Genomic DNA, 24,741 nt, shown 5'->3' on the forward strand with positions numbered 1-24,741 from the left:
GTCACGCTATCCTTAAATCGACAGAATCACTTTCGCACCCACCGCCAGCTGGTACAGGATGGTGGAAATGCCACGGGTAACTTCAATGTTCTTCGACTCATACTTCGGCAACACCATCAGCTCGTCGCCTGGGTTGAGCGTATCGACATCCTCAGCGTTCTCAGCGGCACCGTTCTGGCGAATCACCACGATTTTGGCGTTACCCGACTTCTGCGTCAGACCGCCACACTTCTCGATGTACTCTTTGGGACTCATGCCCTTCTCCCAACTCACTGCGTTAGGGAACAGCACTTCTCCATGCACCATCACCAGCGACGTCTTCTGAGGAATGTTGATCACGTCGCCATCTTCCAGCAGCAGTGAATCCAGGTTCTTCTCGTTGAGGATCACCTCACCTTTTGGCACCACGGTGCGCGCTTTGGCCACAAAGCGGCTAATCAGCTGCGCTTCCTGCATACGCAGGCTGGCTTCCTCTTTGGTTGAGGACTGTGCGGAGAGCGAGGCTTCTTCCAGTTTTTGCAAAGAGAGATCCAGCATCTCTTTCTGACGCTGTGCCACCGAAGGACGATAGAGCTGGATAGCGTCGAGCTGGGACATACTGTTCGGCCGGATTTTTGCCAGCACGGCACGCATACTGGCACCGTACGGCAGCACCATGGCATGTTCACCGGAGTGCGCCCCTTCCACCCGAACCTGAATGGTACCGGCGTAGCGGTCAGTGCTGACAATCAGGGTATCGCCATCCTGCAACATGCGGCCAGACGCAGCGCTAATCGGGTAGTACTCGCTGCGCTTTGCCAGCCCCTGCTGGCGGATAATGGTGATATTGGTCGCGCCCGGTTTCGCCCGCGCCCAGTTCAGTGCTTCGGTTACCGGAATGCTGCTATCACGAAATTCAAAGTCATAGCTATTGAACACATCGCCCTGCACGCTGAAGGTGTGCTGACGCGGCCCCACCACGATGGTGTCGCCATCGGCGAACTGCGAAAGCCCCAGCTTACCGTTGAGCAGGAAATCATACAGATTGATGCTGGAGCGCACGCGGTTGCCGCGCTTCACCACAATATCCACGTAGCTGCCGCGATCGGGATCGACGCCCCCGGCTTTAATCAGGTAGTTGAGCAGCGAATCCGAAGTCACGCCGCCATACAAACCAGGGCTGCGCACAAAACCGGTGACGAACACTTTTACCGGCTGCGCCTGCAACAGCGAGGCATAAACGTTGACGTTAGCCTGGTAAACCTGCTTCACCTTCGAGGTGACCAGCGCATTCAGCTGGCTGTTGCTAACGCCGGCGACCGTTACCGGCCCCACATTCGGCAGGAAGATATTGCCTTTCGGGTCGACCTGGAGCGTTCCATCAAAGGTGAATGCGCCCCACAGGCGAACCTGGATGCTGTCACCCGGATTGAGGATATAGCCGGGGTTGAAACCCACCGTGGCGCCACTGTCGGCGCTGGCGCCATTAAACAGCTGTGCGCCAAACATGCGGCTCATCGCAACCGGCGGTGCGGGCGGCGGCGTGTCGTCAAATCCCCCGCTGTTTTGCGCCTGGGTCTGCTGGCCCGTCAGGAAAGCAGGCAGCGGCGCCGCGCCAGTCAGGTTCGGATCGGCATTGATATCAACGGCCGCGCTGGCCTGCGCGGCTTGCCATGCCGCAATCAGTAACAGTGACTTCAGTAATTTCATGACAAACTCATTCAGCGACAGCATTAATCTCGGTGATCTTCAATCACGGCCAGCAGCAATTTCAGGGTGCCGAACAGCAGGCTACACACCAGCAACCAGCAGACGATCAAATAGGGATAATTGGGGAAAGTGGATTCCTGCGGCTGCTGCGGCGAGCTGATCACCGACAACACTTTCAACTTACGCAACGCTTCCACGCGCGTTTTCTCAATCGAGGTCAGCGCCAGTTTGTAGATGTCGGTATCGAAAGCCACTTTGGCTTTGATCTCATCAAAGTCCACCGCCATACGGTTCAGCTTGTGGCCCTGAGGAGCCGTGATTTTGCTTTTCTCATCATCGATCTGCGCCTGTAATGACTGAATGGCGTTACGCGCACTCACCACTTGTGGCGCATCGTCGCGCAGATAGGTCAGCAGGTTGCGCAGGTCAGCTTCCATCTGGATCTTCTGACCCACCAGCGTGTTCACCAGCGTGCTGGCAGCCATCGCCGTCGCTTCCGGATCGAGTACATTGTTCTGGTTCTGATAAGCCAGCAGCTCCGCTTTGCTGCCATCCAGGCGCGTACGCGCTTTTTGCATTTCAGTTTCAGCAAAGGTCAGTTGGTCGCGGGCAATACGATGAGATAACTCATTGATAAAATGCTCCGACTCCTTCAGCACCGCCTGGTTAAAACGCAGGGCGAACTCCGGGCTAAAGCCCTGGGTCTGAATATCCAGCAGGCCGGTTTTATCGTCGTAAGCCACAGTGATACGGCTGCGGTAATAAGCCAGAAAGCGCTCGGCGGTTTCGTCTTTACCCAGATGATTGAAGAAATCCAGCCCGCTATGGCTGAAGGCTTCATGGAAATTCAATTGCTTATCGAGTACCGCCAGCATATCCGGCGAGTTGATGTACTCCTTGAGATAGAGCGCATCTTCCGCAGAACTGGGATTGGATGCGCCCAGCAGCAAACCCACGTTCAGGCTGCTGCCATTGATATCATCGGAGCGTTTAATGGCGACTTTGGATTCGCTCATGTAGCGCGGCTGGCTAAAAATCACCAGATAGATCAGCAGCAACGCCATCGGCAGAACGATAATAATTTTGTAAAGATGCTGCTGTAGGGTAGATAAGGAAAATCCCGCAAACCCTTTGCGCAGCGCTGATCCGGTTGACTTCAGTTTCTCAATTAGCATGGAGCAATCATCATTTCTTCAATATGCCGGTGCGTAAATTCACGACCAGCACACTTATCAAAATCGTCTTGTTATATCGGCCAGTTAACAGGTGATATGGCCGTCGGATGTATTCTGCTTAGTTTCAGGCAATAGCTATCCCACGCTGCGATGCTGGCGTTATCGGGTGGCTAAAATTTACGATCATTCCTTCCATGAAGGTGTAGGGTGCAATTACGATGAATTCTATCGTTAAGTGAAACTGGAGAATTTCCGCGTCGGTTGGGATTTACTTTGCCCATTAATATTTTTTTTCGGGCAAAAAAATAGCGTCCCTCGACAGACAGGTTGGTTATATTTATCCAGTTTCTGATTAGCACTGCGCGTTTAAACCAGGCGCAAATGTCCGAAAATCGAATGCGCGATCTATGTAACACAGTGTAAAGATTGGTACAAGAACTTTAAGAAAATTCTTAAGTTGTTTCGCAGATAGTGTGGCGTCTTAACCGGTTAAATCATTGCTTATAACTTACCCATCCAAAAAACACCTGATTATTCATATGTTTTAACTCAAATTTCCCTCATTTAACGCCAGCCGGTTTTTTTCGCGGGTTATCACCAATAAATTGATCAAAATACCACCAACCGCAATAAGTGTAGTGTTATTAAAATAGGCATTTTTCTGACAGCCCATTTAGCAGATTAATTTATCCCGGCCTTTAAATTAATAACGCCCGGCAATTAACCGCAAAAGCCACTTTAACAAAATTAATAAAACCACCCAGTGTTCGCATGGCGATAAAATTCGTTCAGCGGGGAGAGTTGCAGGCGGGCAGAAAGGAAAAAATATCGGACTTAATGAGACAGCAGCGCTGCATCCCAGCGCTGCTGAATAATGATGTTAACGTTCGCGCATCGCCTCTTTGGCGCGGTTAAACGGTTTGATCAGATAATCCATCACCGTCTTCTCGCCGGTTTTGATATCCACCGTTGAGACCATGCCCGGACTTATCATAAAACGACGTCCGGCCTTGTTTTGCACGTAATCGGTATGGGTGCGGATATAGACGCGATAGTAGTAAATCTCCGGTTTGACCTCGTCCTGAATGGTATCCGGCGAAATGCTTTCCACCACGCCATCCAGCCCGCCATAAATGGCGTAGTCATAGGCGGAGATCTTCACCAGCGCCTTCTGGCCTGGATGGATAAAGGCGATATCACGCGGCGACAGGCGCGCTTCAATCAGCAGATGCCCATCCATTGGCACGATATTCATCAACTCGCCATTTGGCGGAATCACCCCACCCACCGTCGTCACCTTGATATCCTTCACCACACCGCGCATCGGCGAACGAATCGTCAGGCGACTTACCGTATCCTCACGTCCCCTCACCGTCTGCAACAGGCTATCGGCTTCCGCCGTGGCTTTGGCTAAATCCTCACGCGCCGAAACATAATATTGCGAACGCACATCGGTCATTTTCAGCTCAAGGTCGGACTTATCACGTTGCAGGCGCAGCACCTCGACGCTACTGGCCGCGCCGGTTTTTGCCAGCCGCTCGGTGATCGCCAGCTCACGGTTAGCCAGGTTAAGCGATTGCTGAATCTGCCCAGTGGAATCTTTCAACTGCGCGCGGCGGGTTTTGTAGAGACGGGTTTCTGATGCCATCAAATCGGGAAACTTATTCAGCTCCGCCGGGAAGGCCAGCGGCAGATCGTTGACCTCCGCATTGAGGCGCGCGCTGGCCGCCAGCGCCGCCCGGTAGCGTGCGGCACTCTCGCCAACGCTGGATTCGGAGCGAGTCGGATCGAGTTTCGCCACGATCTGTCCGGCCTGCACCTGATCGCCCTCGTGCACATACAGTTCCGACAGAATCCCACCCTCCAGCGATTGCAGCACCTGATCGTGAGAGCTGGGGATCACTTTGCCGGTCCCGGTCGAAACCTCATCCAGCATCCCGAACCAGGCCCAGACGCAGGCCGCCATCAATAAAAAGAAGCTGATAACAATCAGGCGTACCGCGCCGGAATAGTGCGTCTCCGAATGCAGATCGCCCGCCAGATCGTCGGAGCTGTCTCCCTCCGCCGCCACCAGCCGTAGTTTTGCCGTTAACTGTCTCATGCATTCCCCTCCGGACGCTGATTGGTAACGCGCGGCGGTGGCAGAGCGCTCTCTTTCGGGCTGTCCATAACCAGCTGCCCCTCTTTCAGCACCAGGATGCGATCCACCAGCGCGAGGATCGCCGCCCGGTGCGTCGCCACGATCAGGGTACGGCCATTCAGCCACTGACCCAGTCGCTCGATAAACTCTTTTTCGGTGTGATCATCAAGCGACGCGGTGGGTTCATCCAGCAGCACGATATTGGGATCGCGCAGCAGCATACGGGCCAGCAGCACCGACTGGCGCTGACCGCCGGACAAGCCAACGCCCCCTTCCATCACCGGATGGTCGAGGCCAAGCGGCAAACGGTGGATAAAATCGGCGCCGCCGCTGACCACCAGCGCGGCAAAAATAGCGTCATCACTGGCGTGCGCGGCACCCATGGTAAGGTTCTCACGCAGCGTGCCGTGGAACAGACGTGCGTTCTGCGTCATCAGGCCCACGTTGCGTCGCACATCCGCCAGATCGATATGCGGCAGGCTGAGGTTATCCAGCAGCAGCTCGCCGCCGATTAACTCCACGCCGCCCGCCATCGCCTGCAACATGGTCGATTTACCCGCCCCGTTACGCCCCAGCACCGCAATCCGTTCGCCCTGCCGGATGGTCAGACGGTTGATGCGCAGTGCTACGGTGAGGGTGTCGGAATAATAACGGAACATCGCTTCGTTGAACTGGTAGTTACCAAACAGCACCGGGCAATGAATACGGGTTTCATCGGTGCTGTTTTCCACCGGCAGCGCCATCAGGCCATCAAGACTGGTTTTCGCCGCTTTAACCTGCTGCCAGCGTGCCAGCACGCCGCACAGGGTCGCCATGGGTGCAATCATGCGCGATGACAGCAGCGAAGCCGCCACGATAGAACCGGTGGTGATATCGCCGTTGATCACCATCGGCGCACCGATGACGATCACCGTGGCATAGACCAGTCCCTGAATGGTAACGCCCCAGCTGATCAGCGCATGCATCGCCTTGCGGGTCTCGACGCCCGACTGGGCGGTGATACGGATATAGCTGTTCCACTGTTGCAGGAAGCGGTCTTCCGCCTGCATCAGTTTGATATCCTCCAGCCCCTGCACGCTCTCCACCAGCACCGCATTGCGCAAGGTGGATTCTTTCAACGCCTGCTGCGCCAGCTTCGCCAGTTTTTTCTGCATAAACAGGCCAGGCAGCACCATCATCACCACCGCCACCGGGGCGATCCACGCCAGCTGCGGCGCGATAATCCCCATCACCAGCAGGAACAACAGGAAAAACGGCATATCGACAATCGCCGTCACGGTGGTGGAGGTGACCATTTCCCGGATCGCCTCCAGCTCACGCAGCTGCGAGATAAAGGTCCCGGTGGAGCGCGGCACCGCGCTGTTGCGCAGGCGCAGCGCATGACCAAACACCCGGTCCGATACGCGCATATCGGCCCGTTTACCCAGCAGATCGGTGACGTGATCGCGCCCGACGCGCAGGATATAGGTGAACACTACCGAGATAATCACCCCGATATAGAGCACGTACAGAGTGGGATAGGACTGCGCCGGAATGACCCGGTCATACACCTGCATCGAGAAGATGATGCCGACCAGCGCCAGCAGGTTAATCAGGAAAGAGCCGAGCATCACATAACCGTAAGGGTGCAGATCCTTCAGCACCAGTTTACGCAGCCAGTCCGGCTTCATCGCCTCCAGATAGCGATCGACACGGCTATCTTTGGCGGGCGCCAGCGGACGGAACGCCGCCGCCACCTCGATATCCGGCAGCAGCGCGTTGAGTGAAATCGGCGTGGGCTGTTCATCACCGGCAAAGTGCACCCGCACTTCGTCTGCGCCATCGAACGAGGTAATCACCCCCACCTGACCATCCGACAATTCGATAGCCAGCGGCAGACGCCAGTTGGTCACCGGCCATTTATCGTCTTCATAAATTTGCAGCGATAAACCGGCCTGCCGTGCCAGGTGGCGCAGCGCTTTGTCGCGCGTCTGCTTACCCTGCCACTCGCTGGAGGCCATGATCATGCCCGGTGAACAGGGCAAGCGATAATGGGTGGCAATCAGGATGATCGCCGTAGCCCATCCGTGTAAAGGTACTCCGCCCTCAGCCTGATCGGGTTTTCCGCCAGGGGCGTCTGGAATCTGCATTTGCGTCATGGCTGGATCTCCACGGACTGGATCCGCTGGTTATTCAGGCCAAACGCAGACCGCATATGCCCGGTGCTGTAGAGGCAATCGAGCTGCAGTGAGCGTAACTGGCTGATGGTTTGCTGAAGCGTAAAACGCGTCTGGAACACTTCCTGCTCGGCGTTCAGAACGTCAAGCAGCGGTCGGGTTCCGAGTTGCAGGTACTGGTCCTGGTAAAGCTGCTGAGTTTTCTCACTCAGCTGTTGCTGTCGTCCGAGAATGTTGAGGCTGAGGGAGAGGCTTTGCGACTCGTTCTGCGATTCGCTCAGCTGCTGGCGCGCCTTTAAACGCGCCGAGTTCATCGCCGCATTGGCTGCGCCGAGCTGATGCGCGGCCGCATTGCGGGTGGCGCTCATCCCGCCGCCCTGGTAGAGCGGCATCTCCACTTTGATAAACGCAGAATACTGGGTGCGATCCAGCGTTTCACTGCCGGAATAGTGGTCGTTGAGATAGTGCGTGACTTCCGGTTCGAGTGAGATGGTAGGCAACATCTGCGCGTTGGCGTTATCCAGCTTGGCCTGCGCCTGATTGGCCGCCGCCCAGGCAGCGAGCACCGCCGGAATCAGCCGATCGTCCGCCTGGGACGACTGACAGGAGTTGGTGAGCTTAGCGGGAAAATTATCGCTGACATTTTTCACCACCGGCCAGCCGAGATAGGTCGCCAGGGTGGCACGCCAGCGATCAAGGTTAGCCTGATACTGCGTCAGCGTGGTTCGCGCGCCTTCAATACGCGCATCGGTTTGTGTGGCATCGGAAAGGGACGCCGCACCTTCGTCATTACGCTGCCGGGCCAAATCGCCAATCTTATTCAGCGCATCCAGCTGCTGCTGGGCGATTTTCACCAGTTGCTGATAGCCCTGAACCTCGATAAGAGCCGCTGCCGTGTCGTGCGCCACGGTATCGATGCTGACCAGCACGTTAGCCTGCTCCTGCGCCACCCCCGCTTCGGCGGAACGCACGGAACTGCTGACCTTGCCAAAGTCATACAACATCTGGGAAACCGACAACACAAAAGAGGGACTGTAGCCCTTTTCCGTATAGGTATTGGTATAGCCGTTATTCATACCGGCACTGATTTGTGGATAGTATTTTGCTTTCGCCACATCAACCTGATCCGCCTGCTCCAGCAGTTTGCCCACGGCTTCGGCAATGTCCGGGTGCCACTGAATCGCCCGTTGTACCGCCTGATTGATGGTCAGCGTGTCGGGCACTCTGGCCAGCGCAGGTGCGGCGACTTCGCCGGTTAATGAGGGTAGATCCTGCTGTTGTGCCAGACCCTTAGCGGTAATCTGGCCGGCTGCGGTTAACGCGTCATCGGCAGCCATAAGTTGTGAATTGTAGAAAAAAACGATGCCAGCACAGAAAACGCTGAGCTTAGAGGAACGGCGAAAGTGTGTGCTTGATTGCATCAGGTCCATCGATAGTCCACCCGTCATTTAGTGAAATGGGCACATCCTGTGCCCGTAAGTGCCTCCCTGCCATCCGTTACAGCAGTTACGCTGTGTGCGTTTGGTGCGGTTGTTGCAACAGCTCCTCAAGTGATGCGTTGACGCCTTCCAGGGTCACCAACTGGGTACTGCTGTACGCCGTTCCGGTGCCATCACGGTCAATCGAAAGCACGGTATTGCCATCAGCAGTATGGTCCACTTTCACAAAGTCATTAATGTTGCTGGTGGCGTCATTCCAGCCAATCAGCAGGTTACTGACGTCAATCTTGTCGCCATTGGCGACGGAGAAATCGGTCCAGGTATCGTGCCCGTTACCCCCGGTGGCATCTGCGCTGTTCAGCAAGTGATAAACCAGCGTATCTGTTCCGGCACCGGAGGTGATGGTGTCGTCATAGGCGCTACTGGTGAGCGAATCAGACCCCGTCGTTCCGGTGATGGTTGGGTGCAACTCAATGGTGAAAGAGTTGCTGGTGATGGTGCCGTCGGTTCCCGCCAGGGTGTAGCTAAACACCTCCTGATGCGTGATGTTCTGCACATTCACATCCGCACTCAGGGTATAGGTGTAAGTGCCGTTGGCGGCAATGCTCAGGGTACCGTAATCACCCGCGACCTCGGTGCTGCCGCTGCTGTGCACGGTGGTGCTGGCCCCCTCCTCGTTGGTGATGGTCAGCGTACCGGTGTGGCTGGTACTGCCGTCAGCGTAGATGCTGCCGGTGACGCTATGATCACTGTCAGTGGTGGTGGCCGCTTCCGCGAACAGGCTGTTGGTGGACAACAACGACGCCGTGGTGGTGCCATGCGTCAGATCGACCGTCAGCGTGGCTGTGGTCACAATGCCGTGGGCATCCGTCACCGAATAGCTGAAGGAGTCGGTCGCAGGCAGTGCGCCCGCATCCAGCCCGGCCTTCAGCGTATAGGTGTAGTTCCCGTGAGCATCGACCGTCAGCGTGCCGTAGGCATCGGTGATGGAGGTAGTGCCGGTGCTGGCGATGGTATGCCCTGCAACCAGCGTCACCGCCGTACCCGCCGGCACCACTCCTGAGGCCGAACTGGTGTCGTTAGCCAGCAGGTTACCGGTGACGGTCGCCGCCACCGTCGCCGCGATAGTAGTGACATCCGACGTGGTGGTGATGGTGGTGGATGGCAGCAGACCTACGCCGTTACTGGTTGTCAGTACCACCGCATAAGACCCGGTCCCCAGGTTGCTGTAGGTTACGTTCGCACCGGTCTGCGTCAGCAGCGACAACAGCGTGGTGGCGATATAGTTCGGCGTACTGGATACCACCTTCCAGGTGCCATCTGACTGCTGTTGATAGAGCGACAGCGTGTAGTTAGCGACCAGTGAAAGCAGGCTGGTTTCCGAACCGTGTAACGTTACCGTGCGCGTATCACCGGCACCGACGTTAAAGATGTAGGCATTGTTGCTGGAGAGCACACCCACACCCAATACCGATCCAAGGTTGACGCTTAACAACGCCGCACTGGTGGTCATGCTGCTGTTGGCGTTGGTGACGGTGCCCGTGGTGGTGGTGTAGTTCAGTGTCGTCACATCATTCACTGCCACGACATTGATCGCACCCAGCACCGTCGCGGTCGGTGAGACGTTACCTGCGGCATCCGTCAGCGATACAGACAGCGTAGCGCCGGTGGTTTGTGCCGTGGTCAGGCTGACGGAGAAGCTGCCGTTGCTGGCGACGGTACCGGTGCCGATGGTGTTACCACCCGCATCTTTCACCGTCACCGTGTCACCCGCTTCACCCGTACCGGTCAGCGTCGTACCGGCATCATTGACCGCCAGACCCGTTGCCGCCGTCGGTGCCACGGTATCGACAATCACCGTGGCAGAGGTTGTCGCACTGACGTTACCCGCCGTATCCGTCACCGTCACGCTTAACGGATGGCTACCGTTAGCGAGGGTGGCGGTGGTGTAACTCCAGGTACCGCCGCTGCCTACCGTGACAGAAGCCAGTAAGGTGGCGCCGTCGTAGATAGAAACCACGCTGCCCGCTTCTGCCGTACCACTCAGCACTGGCGTGGTGTCTCTGGTCGATCCACCGCTTGGTACTGTGACGTTCGGCGTTACCGAGTCGTTGGTGATCACCAGCGTTGACGCGGTCGGTGCCACGGTATCCACGGTGAGCGTCACCGAGGCGTTCGGGCTGACGTTGCCCGCCACGTCCGTCGCGGTAACGTTCAGGGTGTGCAGGCCGTTGCTCAGCGTCGAGGTGATAAAGGTCCATGCCCCGTTGCTGCCCGCCGTGGCGGTGCCAAGGAAGGTGGCGCCATCGTAAACGCTGATTCTCGCGCCCGCTTCCGCCGTGCCGCTCAACAGCGGCGTGCTGTCGTTGGTGATGCCGTTGTTGGCAATCGCCACCGGCGTGCTGCCGTTGTTGTTGCTGGCCGCCAGACCGACCACCGCCGCTGGCGCGACGGTGTCGATGATCACGCTGGCGGAGGTGGTGGCGCTGACGTTACCCGCCGTATCCGTCACCGTGACGCTCAGCGGATGGGTACCGTTGGTCAGCGTGGCGGTGGTGAAGCTCCAGGTGCCGCCTGCGCCCACCGTCAGCGTGCCCAGCATTGCGCTGCCGTCGTAGATAGTGACTTTGCTGCCCACTTCAGCGGTGCCGCTCAGCACCGGCGTGCTGTCGTTGGTGGAGCCGCCGTTCGGCACAATCACACCGGCCGCATCATTGGTGATCACCAGCGTGGACGCCACTGGCGCAACGGTATCCACCGTGATGGAGACCGTAGCTGACGATGGGCTGACGTTACCGGCCGCATCTGTCACCTTAACGCTGAGTGGATGGGTACCATCACTCAGGGCGTTGGTGGTGAAGGTCCAGGCGCCGCCTGTGCCCGCCGTAACGGAACCCAGCGCGGTGGAACCATCGTAGATGGTGACCACGGCACCCGCTTCCGCCGTACCACTCAGGGTTGGCGTGTTGTCATCGGTTACCGCGCCGTTAGCCAGCGCCCCCTGCGTCGCACCGACGTTGTCGCTCACCGTGAGATTGGTCACCGTAGCCGGGGCTGCGGTATCCACGGTGAGCGTCACCGAGGCGTTCGGGCTGACGTTGCCCGCCGCGTCCGTCGCGGTAACGTTCAGGGTGTGCAGGCCGTCCGTCAGCGTGGTGCTGGTGAAGGTCCAGGCCCCGTTGCTGCCCGCCGTCACGGTACCGAGCAGCGTGCTGCCGTCATAAATGCTGACTTTGCTGCCCGCTTCCGCCGTACCGCTCAGCGCCGGGGTGTTGTCGTTGGTCGAACCGCCGTTGGCAATCGCCACCGGCGTGCTGCCGTTGTTGTTGCTGGCCGCCAGACCGGCTACTGCCGCTGGCGCCACGGTATCAACAATCACCGTAGCCGCCGTGGTGCCGCTGACGTTACCGGCCGCATCGGTCACCGTCACGCTCAGCGGATGCGATCCGTTGGTCAGCGTGGCGGTGGTGAAGCTCCAGGTGCCGCCTGCGCCCACCGTCAGCGTGCCCAGCACCGCACTGCCGTCGTAGATGGTAACTTTGCTGCCCACTTCGGCGCTGCCGCTCAGCACCGGCGTGCTGTCGTTGGTGGAACCACCGTTCGGTACCGTCACGTTTGGCGTGGCGTTATCGTTGGTGATCACCAGCGTCGACGCGGCAGGTGCCATGGTATCCACCGTGATGGAGACCGTAGCTGACGATGGGCTGACGTTACCGGCCGCATCTTTCACCGTCACGCTCAGCGGATGGGTGCCGTTGCTCAGGGCGTTGGTGGTGAAGGTCCATGCGCCGCCTGTGCCCGCCGTAACGGAACCCAGCGCGGTGGAGCCATCGTAGATGGTGACCACGGCGCCCGCTTCCGCCGTACCGCTCAGGGTTGGCGTGTTGTCATCGGTTACCGCACCGTTAGCCAGCGCGCCCTGAATCGTCCCCACATTGTCGCTCACCGTCAGATCGACGACGGTAGCAGGAATGCCGGTATCCACGGTCAGCGTCACCGAGGCGTTCGGGCTGACGTTGCCCGCCGCGTCCGTCGCGGTGACGTTCAGGGTATGCAGGCCGTCCGTCAGCGTGGTGCTGGTGAAGGTCCAGGCGCCGTTGCTGCCCGCCGTCACGGTGCCAAGCAGCGTGCTGCCGTCATAAATGCTGACTTTGCTGCCCGCTTCCGCCGTACCGCTCAGCGCCGGGGTGTTGTCGTTGGTCGAACCGCCGTTGGCAATCGCCACCGGCGTGCTGCCGTTGTTGTTGCTGGCCGCCAGACCGGCTACCGCCGCTGGCGCCACGGTATCAACAATCACCGTGGCCGCCGTGGTGCCGCTGACGTTACCGGCCGCATCGGTCACCGTCACGCTCAGCGGATGCGATCCGTTGGTCAGCGTGGCGGTGGTGAAGCTCCAGGTACCGCCTGCGCCCACCGTCAGCGTGCCCAGCACCGCGCTGCCGTCGTAGATGGTGACTTTGCTGCCCACTTCGGCGCTGCCGCTCAGCACCGGCGTGCTGTCGTTGGTGGAGCCACCGTTCGGTACCGTCACGTTTGGCGTGGCGTTATCGTTGGTGATCACCAGCGTCGACGCCGCAGGTGCCATGGTATCCACCGTGATGGCGACCGTGGCCGAGGCCGGGCTGACGTTACCGGCGGCATCTTTCACCGTCACGCTCAGCGGATGAGTCCCTTCGCTCAGGGCGTTGGTGGTGAAGGTCCAGGCGCCGCCTGTGCCCGCCGTAACGGAACCCAGCACCGTGGTGCCATCGTAAATGGTCACCACCGCGCCCGCTTCCGCCGTACCGCTCAGGGTTGGCGTGTTGTCATCGGTTGCCGCGCCGTTAGCCAGCGCGCCCTGAATCGTCCCCACGTTGTCACTTACCGTGAGATCCGTAACCGCCGCAGGGACGCCGGTATCCACGGTCAGCGTCACCGAGGCGTTCGGGCTGACGTTGCCCGCCGCGTCCGTTGCGGTGACGTTCAGGGTATGCAGGCCGTCCGTCAGCGTGGTGCTGGTGAAGGTCCAGGCGCCGGTGCTGCCCGCCGTCACGGTGCCCAGCAGCGTGCTGCCGTCATAAATGCTGACTTTGCTGCCCGCTTCCGCCGTACCGCTCAGCGCCGGGGTGTTGTCGTTGGTCGAACCGCCGTTGGCAATCGCCACCGGCGTGCTGCCGTTGTTGTTGCTGGCCGCCAGACCGGCTACTGCCGCTGGCGCCACGGTATCAACAATCACCGTAGCCGCCGTGGTGCCGCTGACGTTACCGGCCGCATCAGTCACCGTCACGCTCAGCGGATGCGATCCGTTGGTCAGCGTGGCGGTGGTGAAGCTCCAGGTGCCGCCTGCGCCCACCGTCAGCGTGCCCAGCACCGCGCTGCCGTCGTAGATGGTGACTTTGCTGCCCACTTCGGCGCTGCCGCTCAGCACCGGCGTGCTGTCGTTGGTGGAGCCACCGTTCGGTACCGTCACGTTTGGCGTGGCGTTATCGTTGGTGATCACCAGCGTCGACGCGGCTGGTGCATGAGTGTCTACCGTGAAGGTCACGGCGGCGGAGTTAGTACTGCTGTTCCCGGCGGCATCGGTGGCCGTGACGCTCAGCGTATGACTACCGTTGCTCAGGGTTGGGGTGTTGTAGCTCCAGCTTCCCGTCGCGCTGGCGGTGGTGGAACCGACTACGGTGCTACCGTCGTAGATGGTGATCACCGCATTGGCTTCGGCAGTCCCGGTCAGCAGTGGCGTACTGTCGTTGGTCGCACTGCCATTGGCAATCTCAACCGGCGTGCCGCTGCTGTCGTTGTTGACCACCAGGTCAGTCACCACCGGCGGAGCCACGGTATCAACGATAATGTTGATGGTGGCAGAGGTGGCGCCAGGATTACCTTCGCCATCAAGGGTGGTGACAAAGAGCGCATGTGGACCCTCGCTCAGAGCGGGATCTGGTGTATAGGTCCACTGCCCATCCGTACCCACGAGGATATTGGTCAGCACTGTGCTGCCATCGTGGACGGTAATGATGTCGCCCTCCGCAGCCATACCGCTCAGCACCGGGGTACTGTCGCGGGTATTCGCGCCGTCAGTCAGCTGCACCAGCGTGCTGCCGCTATCGTCGATGATCTCCAGCGTACTGGTGGCGGGCGGCTGGTCTGCGGCGACATTGATAATAAACGCTGGCGAGGCGGCGCTGACGTTACCCGCAGGATCCGTGACGGTAACGGTGACGCTGTGGGAACCGTTACTCAACGCCGCGGTAGTGAAGCTCCAGGTACCATTGGCGGCGGTAACCGTACCCAGCAACGTGGTGCCATCATAGATGGAAACCACATCGCCGGTGTCGGCACTGCCGCTCAGGGTTGGCGTGTTGTCATCGGTAGATTCGCCACTGATCAACGGACCGGTGCTGGTGCCCACATCGTCAGTCACCACCAGGTCGTCAACAACAGCTGGCGGAACGGTGTCGATCGTGACGGTATATTCAGCGGACAGCGCACTGGTGTTACCCGCCGCATCGCTGACAGAGACCGTGTAGTGGTAAGTCGCATCGGTCAGGGCGCTGGTTTCATAACGCCATGTACCGTTCGTCGCCACCGTCGCCGTACCGATCAGCGTTCCATCCTGGAACACATTGATGGTGTCACCCGCTGTCGCGGTGCCACGCAACACCGGCGTGGTGTCGTTGGTGGAGCCAGCATTGGCCACCAGCACCGGTATGGCCGCGTCGTTGTTGTAGATAGCGAAGTTGCCGACCGGGTCCGGCACCACGGTGTTAACCGTGAAGCTGACTGAGGAGGTCGCACTGACGTTACCCGCTTCATCCGTAACGGTGATATTCAGCGTGTGGGCCGCATTCGACAAGGTCGAGGTGGTGTAGCTCCAGTTACCGTCGCCATCGGTCGTCACCGTTGACAGCAGGAGCGTGCCATCATAGATGCTCACCGTGCTGTTCGCTTCTGCGGTACCACTCAGCACCGGCGTGCTGTCGTTAGTGGTGCTGCCATTGGCGATAGTCACTGCCGGGTCGCCGTTGTCGTTTTGCACCAGCAGATTACTGACCGGCTGCGGCGCAGTGGCATCGACATTCACGATAATGGTCGTAGACGTCGCACTGACGTTGCCCGCCGCATCCGTGGCCGTCACGGTTAACGTATGGCTGCCGTCCGTCAGGGTCGGTGAACTAAAGCTCCAGTCACCGGACGCATTGGCGGTCGTCGAGCCAATCACCTGGGTGCCATCATAAATGGTGATCAGACTTAAGCCTTCGGTCGTACCCGTCAGCAACGGCGTGTTGTCGTTGGTGATGGAGCCACTCGGCAGTTCAACCGGGGTTGTGCCGTTGTCATTGCTGACCACCAGGGTCGACACTTCAGGTGCCGCGGTATCCACGGTGAAGGTGATCGGCGCAGAGGCGCTACTGGTGTTGCCAGCTGCGTCCGTGACCGTCGCCGTCAGGGTATGCTGGGAATCGCCCAGGTTTGGCGAGCTGAAGCTCCACTGACCATTCGCGCCAACCGCCGTGCTGCCCAGTACCGTCGTGCCATCGAGAATGGTGACGACGGTGCCGGGTGCCGCACTGCCGGTGAGGAATGGCGTGCTGTCATTGGTGATGCCGCCATCGGCGATGGCAACCGGCGTCGCGCCGTTGTCATTGCTGACGGTGATATCGATCGGTGCGTCCGGTACGACGGTCTCCACCACCACGCTGATGCTGGCCGGATCGCTGACGTTCCCTGCCGCATCCGTCACGGTGACATTGAAGGTGTGGGTGCCATCCGCCAGCGCGGTTGAGGTATACGTCCAGGTTCCGCTATCCCCCACCGTCACGGTGCCAAGGAAACCGTTCTCATCAGAGATGCTGATGGTGCTGCCAATCTCTGCTGAACCGCTCAGTACCGGCGTGGTGTCATTGGTCAGCCCACCATTCGGAATCGTGACCGGCTGCGTACCGCCGTCGTTGGTCAGCGTGAGATCGGCCACTGCCGCTGGTGGAACGGTATCAATGGTGACGGCGATCGGCGTACTGGCAGGGCCGATGTTGCCCGCCGCATCGGTGACGGTGACGCTCAGACTGTGCGGGCCATCCGTCAGCGTTGGCGCGGTGAAGCTCCAGTTGCCGTCCGGATCCGCCGTCGTCGTACCCAGCACGGTGTTGCCATCAAAGATGGTGACGATGCTGTTCTCTTCGGCGGTGCCACTCAGTGTCGGCGTGTTGTCGCTTGTGCTGCCACCTGCGGCAATCGCTGTATCGGTCTGGTCATTGGTGAGTTGCAGGTTGTCCGCCACCGCTGGCGCTGTGGTGTCAACCGTGATGATGACCGGCGTCGAGTTGGCGCTGATATTACCCGCCGCATCGCCAACCGCCACGCTCAGGACATGATCGCCCGCGCCAAGGGTCGGGGTGGTATAGCTCCAGTTGCCATCCGCACCCACCGCGGTCGAACCCAGCTGGTTGTTGCCATCATAGACGTAAACAATGCTGCCCGCTTCCGCCGTACCGGTCAGCTCCGGCGTAGCGTCGTTGGTCAATCCCCCGTCCGCAACCGGCACCAGGGTGCCGCCTTCGTTATTGTTAACGGTTAAATCATCAACCACCGCCGGGGCTGTGGTATCGACGTCGATATTGACCGCCACCGAGGCCGGGCCGAGGTTGCCTGCGGCATCGGTCACCGTGATGGTCAATGCATGGTTGCCATCATCCAGCGTTGGCGTCGTAAAGCTCCAGTTGCCGTCGCCATCGGTGGTCACACTGCCAATCTCGTTCGTGCCATCGTAGATGGTAACCAGGCTATTGGCTTCGGTGGTGCCGCTCAGCGCCGGGGTGCTGTCATTGGTGAGGCCGCCGTTAGCCACCGGGACTTCCGGGGTAACGTTGTTGTTGTTCACCACGAAATCAGCCGCCGCCGGTGCCGTGGTATCGACGGTCAGCGACACGGCATTACTGCCCGGACTGACGTTGCCCGCCGCATCCGTCGCCGTCACCATCAGCAGGTGAGAGCCATCGGTCAGCGCATCGGTGGTGAAGCTCCAGCTGCCGGTAGTTGCATCGGCCTGAACCGAACCAATCTCCGTGTTGCCATCGAAAATGGTGATCAGGCTGCCCGCTTCTGCCGTGCCACTCAGCACCGGAGTGCTGTCATTGGTCAGGCCATTCAGGGTGTCGCCATCTCCGTTTTCCGCCGTCAGGTTCACAACCGCCGCTGGCGCGGTGGTATCAACGGTGAAGAGGATCGCGTCAGAGGCGGCGCCAACGTTACCCGCTGGATCGGTCACCGTGGTGGTCAGGCTATGGTCGCCCTCGTCAAGCGTTGGCGAGTTGAAGCTCCAGCTGCCGTCACTACCGACCGTTGCGGTGCCCAGCACAATCTCGTTATCAAGAACGGTCACCGTGCTGCCCGGCTCAGCGGTACCACTCAACACCGGCGTGGTGTCGTTGGTGAAGCCGCCATCGGTAATCGGCACCAGGGTGCTGCCTTCGTTGTTGTTGAGCTGCACATTCTCAGCCGCATCCGGTGGCGTGAGATCGACGTTAAAGGCGATCGGATCCGATGCCGGGCCAGTGTTACCTGCCGGATCGGTCACGGTGGCGGTCAGGCTGTGATCGCCTGCCAGCAGCGCTGGCGTGGTGTAGCTCCAGTTGCCATCACTATCCACTGTTGCGGTACCCAGCACGGTCTCGCCGTCAGAAACGGTGACGGTGCTGCCCGGCTCGGCGCTGCCGCTCAACACCGGCGTGGTGTCGTTGGTCGCGCCGCCTGCGGCAATCGGTACCGGGGTGCCGCTTGCGTCATTGCTCAGTTGCAGGCCGGTTGGCGCTGTTGGCGCCTGGGTATCAATAGTAAAAGTGAACGGATCGGAGGCGGCGCTGGTATTGCCCGCCGCATCGGTCACCGTCGCAGTCAGGCTGTGATCGCCCTCGCTCAGCGTCGGTGTGGTGAAGCTCCAGTTGCCATCGCCATCCACCACGGCCGTACCCAGCACCGTCGCGCCGTCAGAGACGGTAACGGTGCTGCCCACATCGGCGGTCCCGCTCAGCACCGGCGTGACGTCGTTGGTCGCGCCGCCTGCGGCAATCGCCACTGGCGTGCCGCTCTCATCATTGCTGAGCGCCACATTGTCGACCACAGCCGGTGGCGTGGTATCCACGCTGAAGGTGAGCGCGTCGGAGGCATCACCGGTGTTACCTGCCGGATCGGTCACGGTGGTTGTCAGGCTGTGATCGCCCGGATCCAGCGCTGGCGTAGTGAAGGTCCAGCTGCCGTCAGTGCCGACCGTCGCCGTACCCAGCACGTTGGTGCCATCAAGGACGGTGACAGTGCTGCCCGGCTCAGCGCTGCCGCTCAACACCGGTGTGGTGTCGTTGGTCACGCCGCCGGGGGCAATCGGTACTGGCGTACCGCTGGTATCATTGCTGAGTTGCAGATCCCCAGCCACGGCTGGCGCTGTCGTATCGACGCTGAAGGCGATCGCCGAAGATGGCGGGCTGGAGTTGCCTGCCGGATCGGTGAGGGTGGCGGTCAGGCTGTGATCGCCCTCGTCCAGCGTTGGTGTGGTGTAGCTCCAGTTGCCGTCATTACCAACAATCGTCGTACCCAACACCGTGGTGCCGTCAGAAACGGTGACGGTGCTGCCCGCTTCGCCCGTACCGCTCAGGGTTGGCGTGGTGTCGTTGGTGGCGCCACCGGCAGCAATCGGCACAGGCGTGCTGCCTTCGTCATTGCTGAGTGCCACATCGGCCGGAATGGCCGGTGCGGTGGTATCGATGGTGACCGCAACCGGATCGGACGCCGCGCTGGTGTTGCCTGCCGGATCGGTGACGGTGGCGGTCAGGCTGTGATCGCCGACCGACAAGGCTGGCGTGGTGTAGCTCCAGCTGCCGTCGGTGCCGACCGTCGCCGTACCCAGTACGGTGTCGCCGTCAGAAACGGTCACGGTGCTGCCTGGCTCCGCGCTGCCGCTCAACACCGGTGTGGTGTCGTTGGTCGCGCCGCCTGCGGCAATCGGTACCGGGGTGCCGCTTTGGTCGTTACTGAGTTGCAGACCGGTGGCCACCGCCGGCGGCGTGGTATCCACGCTGACAGCGATCGGCGCAGTGGCCGCGCTGGTGTTGCCCGCCGGGTCGGTGACGGTGGCGGTCAGGCTGTGATCGCCATCGTCCAGGGTCGGTGTGGTGTAGCTCCAGCTGCCATCAGTACCTGCCGTCGTCGAACCCAGCACGGTCTCGCCGTCAGAAACGGTGACGGTGCTGCCCGGCTCGGCGGTCCCGCTCAACACCGGCGTGGTGTCGTTGGTCGCGCCGCCTGCGGTAATCGGCACCGGTGTGCCGCTGGTATCATTGCTGAGCTGCACGTTGCCAGCCGCAGCCGGTGGCGTGGTATCCACGCTGACGGCGACCGGCGCAGATGGCTGGCTGGTGTTACCCGCCGGATCGGTAACGGTGGTGGTCAGGCTATGATCGCCATCGGTCAGGGCCGGTGTGGTATAGCTCCAGTTACCGTCGCCATCTGTCGTCGTGGTACCCAGCACGGTCGTGCCGTCAGAGACGGTCACGGTGCTGCCCGGCTCCGCAGTACCACTTAACACCGGAGTGTTGTCATTGGTGGCGCTGCCCGGTGCGATCGGCACTGGCGTACCACCATCGTCGTTGCTGAGCTGTACCCCGCCTGCCGCTTCCGGTGCCACAGTATCAATGATGATGGTCAGAGTGGCGGAGTCAGTCACGTTGCCATTGTTGTCGGTGATGGTGGCATGGAAGTCATGTGAACCATCGGCCAGCGTGGCCGGTGTGAAGGTCCATTGACCGTCCGTACCCGCCGTTACGCTGCCCAGCACCGCATCACCGTCATACAGGGTGATCAGATTGCTGGCACCAGCCAGACCGCTCAGCACTGGCGTGCTGTCGTGGGTGCTGGCACCGTCGGCCAGCGGCACCAGGGTGGTGCCGCTATCGTCAGTCACCTCCAGTGAACTGGTGGCAGGCGGTAACCCGGCTTCGACGGTAACGTTAAACGCGTTGGTGGCCGGGCTGACGTTGCCCGCCGCATCGGTCACGGTGACGGTCAGGCTATGGCTGCCATTACTTAGCGCCGCCGTGGTGAAGCTCCAGTTACCGTCGGTGCCCACGCTGGCGGTACCCAGCAGCAGAGTGCCGTCATACACGCTAACCACCGTACCGGCTTCCGCCTGGCCACTCAGGGTTGGCGTGTTGTCATCGGAGAAGCCACCGGAAGTCAGCGGCCCCTGGCTGTCGCCCACGTTGTCCGTCACTACCAGCCCGGTCGCTGCGGCTGGCGGCGTGGTGTCAACGGTGAAGGTAACTGGCGTCGAGGTTGAACTGGTGTTGCCTGCCGCATCGGTGACGGTGGTGGTCAGACTGTGACTGCCATCGCTCAGCGCAGGAGTGGTATAGCTCCAGCTGCCATTGGTACCCACCGTCGCGGTGCCCAGCACCGTGGTGCCATCGGTAATGGTCACGGTGCTGCCCGGTTCGGCGGTGCCGCTCAGGACCGGGGAGCTGTCGTTAGTGGCGCCGCCCGCAGCAATCGGCACAACGGTACTGCCATCGTTATTGCTGAGCTGCAAATCCCCTGCGGCATCGGGTGCCACGGTATCGACGGTGAAGGTGAAGGTGCCGAACTCGGTTATGGTGCCGTTGCTGGTAGTGATGGTGCCATGGATGCTATGAACACCGTCAGCCAGCAGACCCAACCTGAAGACCCACTGGCCATTGCTGTCGGCAGTGACGCTACCCAGCAGCGTCGTGTCGTCATACAGGGTGATCAGATCGTTGGCCCCGGAAACACCGGTCAGCACTGGCGTGTTGTCGTTGGTGCTACCGCCGTTGGTGAGCGGATCCAGCGTGTTGCCGTTATCGTCGGTCACCTGCAACGGCTGAGTCGCTGGCGGGAAGCCTGCATCAATGGTCAGATCAAAGGCTGGCGTTGCCGTACTGACGTTGCCTGCTGGATCGGTTACCGTCACCGTCAGGCTATGGTTGCCGTTGGTCAGCGTTGGCGTGGTGAAACTCCAGTTGCCATTCACGTCGGTAATCGCGTTACCCAACAGCGTGGTGCCGTCATAAACGTTGATCATGCTGTTCGGTTCTGCCTGGCCGCTCAGCGTTGGCGTGCTGTCATCGGTGGTGGCAGGGGAAGTCAGCTCACCCTGGCTGGCACCGACGTTATCCGTCACCACCAGACCGCTCGCCGCCGCAGGTGGCGTGGTGTCGACGGTGAAGGTAAGCGGATCCGACGCCGGGCTGGTGTTACCGGCTGCATCGGTGACGGTGGTGGTCAGGCTGTGCTGGCCATCACCCAGGGCAGGCGTAGTGAAACTCCAGCTGCCGTTGCTGCCGACCACCGCCGTGCCCAGCACGGTGCTGCCGTCGGAGATGGTTACCGTGGACCCCGGTTCAGCGCTGCCGCTTAATACCGGCGTCGGGTCATTGGTCGCACTGCCCGCCGCAATCGGCAATACGGTGCTGCCGTCGTCGTTACTCAGATGGACATCACCCGCCGTTTCCGGCGCCACGGTATCGATAATGATGGTGATGGTCGCGGAGTTGGTAACGTTGCCGTTAACGTCGGTAATGGTGCCATGGAATACATGCGAACCATCCGCCAGCGCGCCCATGGCAAATACCCACTGACCGTCACTGCCCGCAACGACGCTGCCCAGCAGGGTATCGCCATCGTACAGGGTGATCAGATCGTTGGCACCGGCAAGGCCGCTCAGCACCGGAGTGGTATCCTGGGTGCTGCTACCGTCGGGCAGCTGCACCGGCGTGGTGCCGCTATCGTCGAGCACTTCCAGCGACGTGGTGGCTGGTGGCAGACCTGCGGCGACGTTCACGTCAAAGGCCGGTGTCGCCGGGCTGACGTTGCCTGCGGCATCGGTCACGGTGACAGTCAGGCTGTGGCTGCCATTGCTCAGCTCGGGGGTGGTGAAGCTCCAGTTGCCATCCGCGCCGACAGAGGCGGTGCCCAGCAGGGTCTGACCGTCATAGACGCTGATGATGGAATTCGGTTCTGCCTGACCGCTCAGGGTCGGCGTATTGTCATCGGTGGTGCCGCCGGAGGTCAGTGGCCCCTGGCTGCCGCCTGCATCATCGCTGACCACCAGCCCGGTTGCTTCTGCCGGAGCCACGGTATCGACGGTGAAGGAGATCGGATCGGACGCCGCGCTGGTGTTACTGGCAGCATCGGTTACGGTCACCGTCAGGCTGTGCTGTCCATCACCCAGTGCGGGAGTGGTAAAGCTCCAGGTGCCATTGGCGCCTACGGTGGCGGTGCCCAACAGGGTGCTGCCATCGTAGATACTGACGGTGGTTCCCGCTTCTGCGGTGCCGGTTAACGTAGGGGTGTTGTCATTGGTGCTGGCGCCTGCCGCAATCGTCGTGGGCGTGGCGCCGTTATCATTGGTGAGGACCAGGCCGGTCGCTACGGTGGGAGGTGTGGTATCAGTACCACCGCCGCCAGTACCACCGCCATTATCGCCGCCGCCCGTGCCGCCGCCATTGTCGCCGCCGCCCGTGCCACCCCCCGTGCCGCCACCGGTGCCACCGCCATTATCGCCGCCGCCGGTGCCGCCGCCATTATCCGTGGTGCCGCCGCCAGAACTGCTGCCTGCGCTGGAACCGGCAAACATCGCGGCAATCCCCGCCAGAGCAGCGCCACCCAGACCAAAGGCAGCAATCGCGCCGTCATGGGTGGTGTTTTCCGCCAGCAGGCCATCCGTGCTGTCGATGGAAACGTACTGGAATCCATCCTCACCGGGGTTTTCTACCCACCACAGTGCGCCATGATCATCCTGCAGAACCAGATCGCTTTCGCCATTCGGGCCATAAAAATCATGAATAACAAGAACATCACCCGACTTCGTTGTAACTACGAGGTCATTACCTTTGCGTGTGTAGGATTTAATATCTGATTGATTAAGATTGAGTTTAACTAAACTCGGAGAAGTTAACGTTACTTCGCTGCCACTTAATTGCGAAGCAATCGTGCCTCCTTTAGGCGTAACTGAGATGTTATTCATGTTCTCTATATCCCACCGAGGTTATTAGTATCCATAAAAACGCCCGGCATCAGCCGATACCGGTATCATCTGCGAATAACGTTCGTGTTATTCACTTCCTCTCTTTGTCGACCTCATACAAACTGGTGATGAAATCGAACTGAGCCTTACTGAGACGCCATCCTGGTGATGGGAACGTTTTATTTCTAAAAATTACAACGGGGAAAATATCGTTTTTGTCTATTGGAAGGGCGCGAACTACATGAAATTCCTTAAACCCTTTTTTTGACATATCTGTTTTCCGGAGAGGCTGAGTGAACCCGAACCACCCCATGATTTGTTAATCAAATCATTGAGATAAATAGCATCCCAATGGTATCCCTGCATGCCGCATATTGCTTTATTTGCCAGCAGTTCAACTTGACGTTGATTTTCAACACCTTCAACAATTACGCCATTGCATAACTCGTTGAGATGGCCTAACAGAATGTCAAATATGTGACTTTCGCCATATTGCCAAAAAAAAGCTTTATCAATCTTGACGCATTCAAATATTCCGCTACCCATCATGGTGAGGTTGGAATAACCTGGACCGAAATCATCCAGCCATAAAGGGGCGATTTTTGCCAACCCCTTCAGGATTAACAAATCTGCCCGGGTAAAACGGGCAATGAAAAAGGCCGATATTTCGAAGCGGAAAAAAGATAACAGTTCCAGTTTTTGCTGAGTTTTCGCATCGGCAAAAATGCTGGCAACGATATCCCGATTAATGTTCACGCTGATAATCTGCTGAAAGCCTTTCTTATAGAGACGCTCCAGTTGATCAATCTGCGCGAGGAATAAGTGCCATTTCTCTTCTGCCGGCAACTGACTGAAAAAGCGCGCTTCTCTGGCCGGATTTCGCTCATGCTTAATATCAGCGTCGTCGCTAAAACGCGTCAGCAATTCCCAGGCGATCAGGTTTCCGGATAAATCATAAACCGGCTCCAGTATAAAAATGTACTGCTGTTGATCGCTCATTGACCGCCCTTTTGCCACGATCTGACCCACAAAAAATGTCAGAATTTCTCATGTTAAAAGCAAGGGAAACATTGGTAAAACTTAACTCGTTAACTGAATCCTAACGTATAAATTACAGCATGAGAAATAGGTTAAG

At 59.5% G+C, this 24,741-nt stretch carries 7 protein-coding genes; all 7 read right to left on the minus strand.

The genetic code is table 11. The annotated features are described in order from the left end of the window. Positions 1-12: 12 nt before the first annotated feature. The 7 genes from AC6I8V_RS16395 to AC6I8V_RS16425 all read right to left on the minus strand — a co-directional run bounded on the left by AC6I8V_RS16395 (position 13) and on the right by AC6I8V_RS16425 (position 24,605). Positions 13-1,689, minus strand: a complete 1,677-nt coding sequence (locus AC6I8V_RS16395) for a polysaccharide biosynthesis/export family protein (RefSeq protein WP_497843284.1) — start codon at positions 1,687-1,689, stop codon at positions 13-15. A 23-nt stretch (positions 1,690-1,712) separates the two neighbouring features. Beyond that, a complete protein-coding gene (locus AC6I8V_RS16400; protein ID WP_497843285.1) occupies positions 1,713-2,864 on the minus strand; it encodes a capsule biosynthesis protein in 1,152 nt (383 codons plus the stop codon). A gap of 880 nt (positions 2,865-3,744) precedes the next feature. Further along, on the minus strand, positions 3,745-4,965 hold the full coding sequence (locus AC6I8V_RS16405) for an HlyD family type I secretion periplasmic adaptor subunit (protein WP_497843286.1): 1,221 nt from the start codon (positions 4,963-4,965) through the stop codon (positions 3,745-3,747). Next, positions 4,962-7,142, minus strand: a complete 2,181-nt coding sequence (locus tag AC6I8V_RS16410) for a type I secretion system permease/ATPase (RefSeq protein WP_497843287.1) — start codon at positions 7,140-7,142, stop codon at positions 4,962-4,964. The genes AC6I8V_RS16405 and AC6I8V_RS16410 overlap by 4 nt, the downstream gene beginning before the upstream one ends. Continuing rightward, entirely contained in the window at positions 7,139-8,590 is a 1,452-nt protein-coding gene (locus AC6I8V_RS16415; RefSeq protein ID WP_497843288.1) for a TolC family outer membrane protein, read from the minus strand. The genes AC6I8V_RS16410 and AC6I8V_RS16415 overlap by 4 nt, the downstream gene beginning before the upstream one ends. A gap of 76 nt (positions 8,591-8,666) precedes the next feature. Continuing rightward, on the minus strand, positions 8,667-23,606 hold the full coding sequence (locus AC6I8V_RS16420; RefSeq protein ID WP_497843289.1) for an Ig-like domain-containing protein: 14,940 nt from the start codon (positions 23,604-23,606) through the stop codon (positions 8,667-8,669). Between the two features lie 237 nt (positions 23,607-23,843). Continuing rightward, positions 23,844-24,605 (minus strand): EAL domain-containing protein, encoded by a 762-nt coding sequence (locus AC6I8V_RS16425; protein ID WP_497843290.1) that lies wholly within the window; start codon positions 24,603-24,605, stop codon positions 23,844-23,846. Positions 24,606-24,741: the final 136 nt, after the last annotated feature.

Source organism: Pantoea sp. X-Soil-TKNS-1207, from assembly GCF_059730485.1.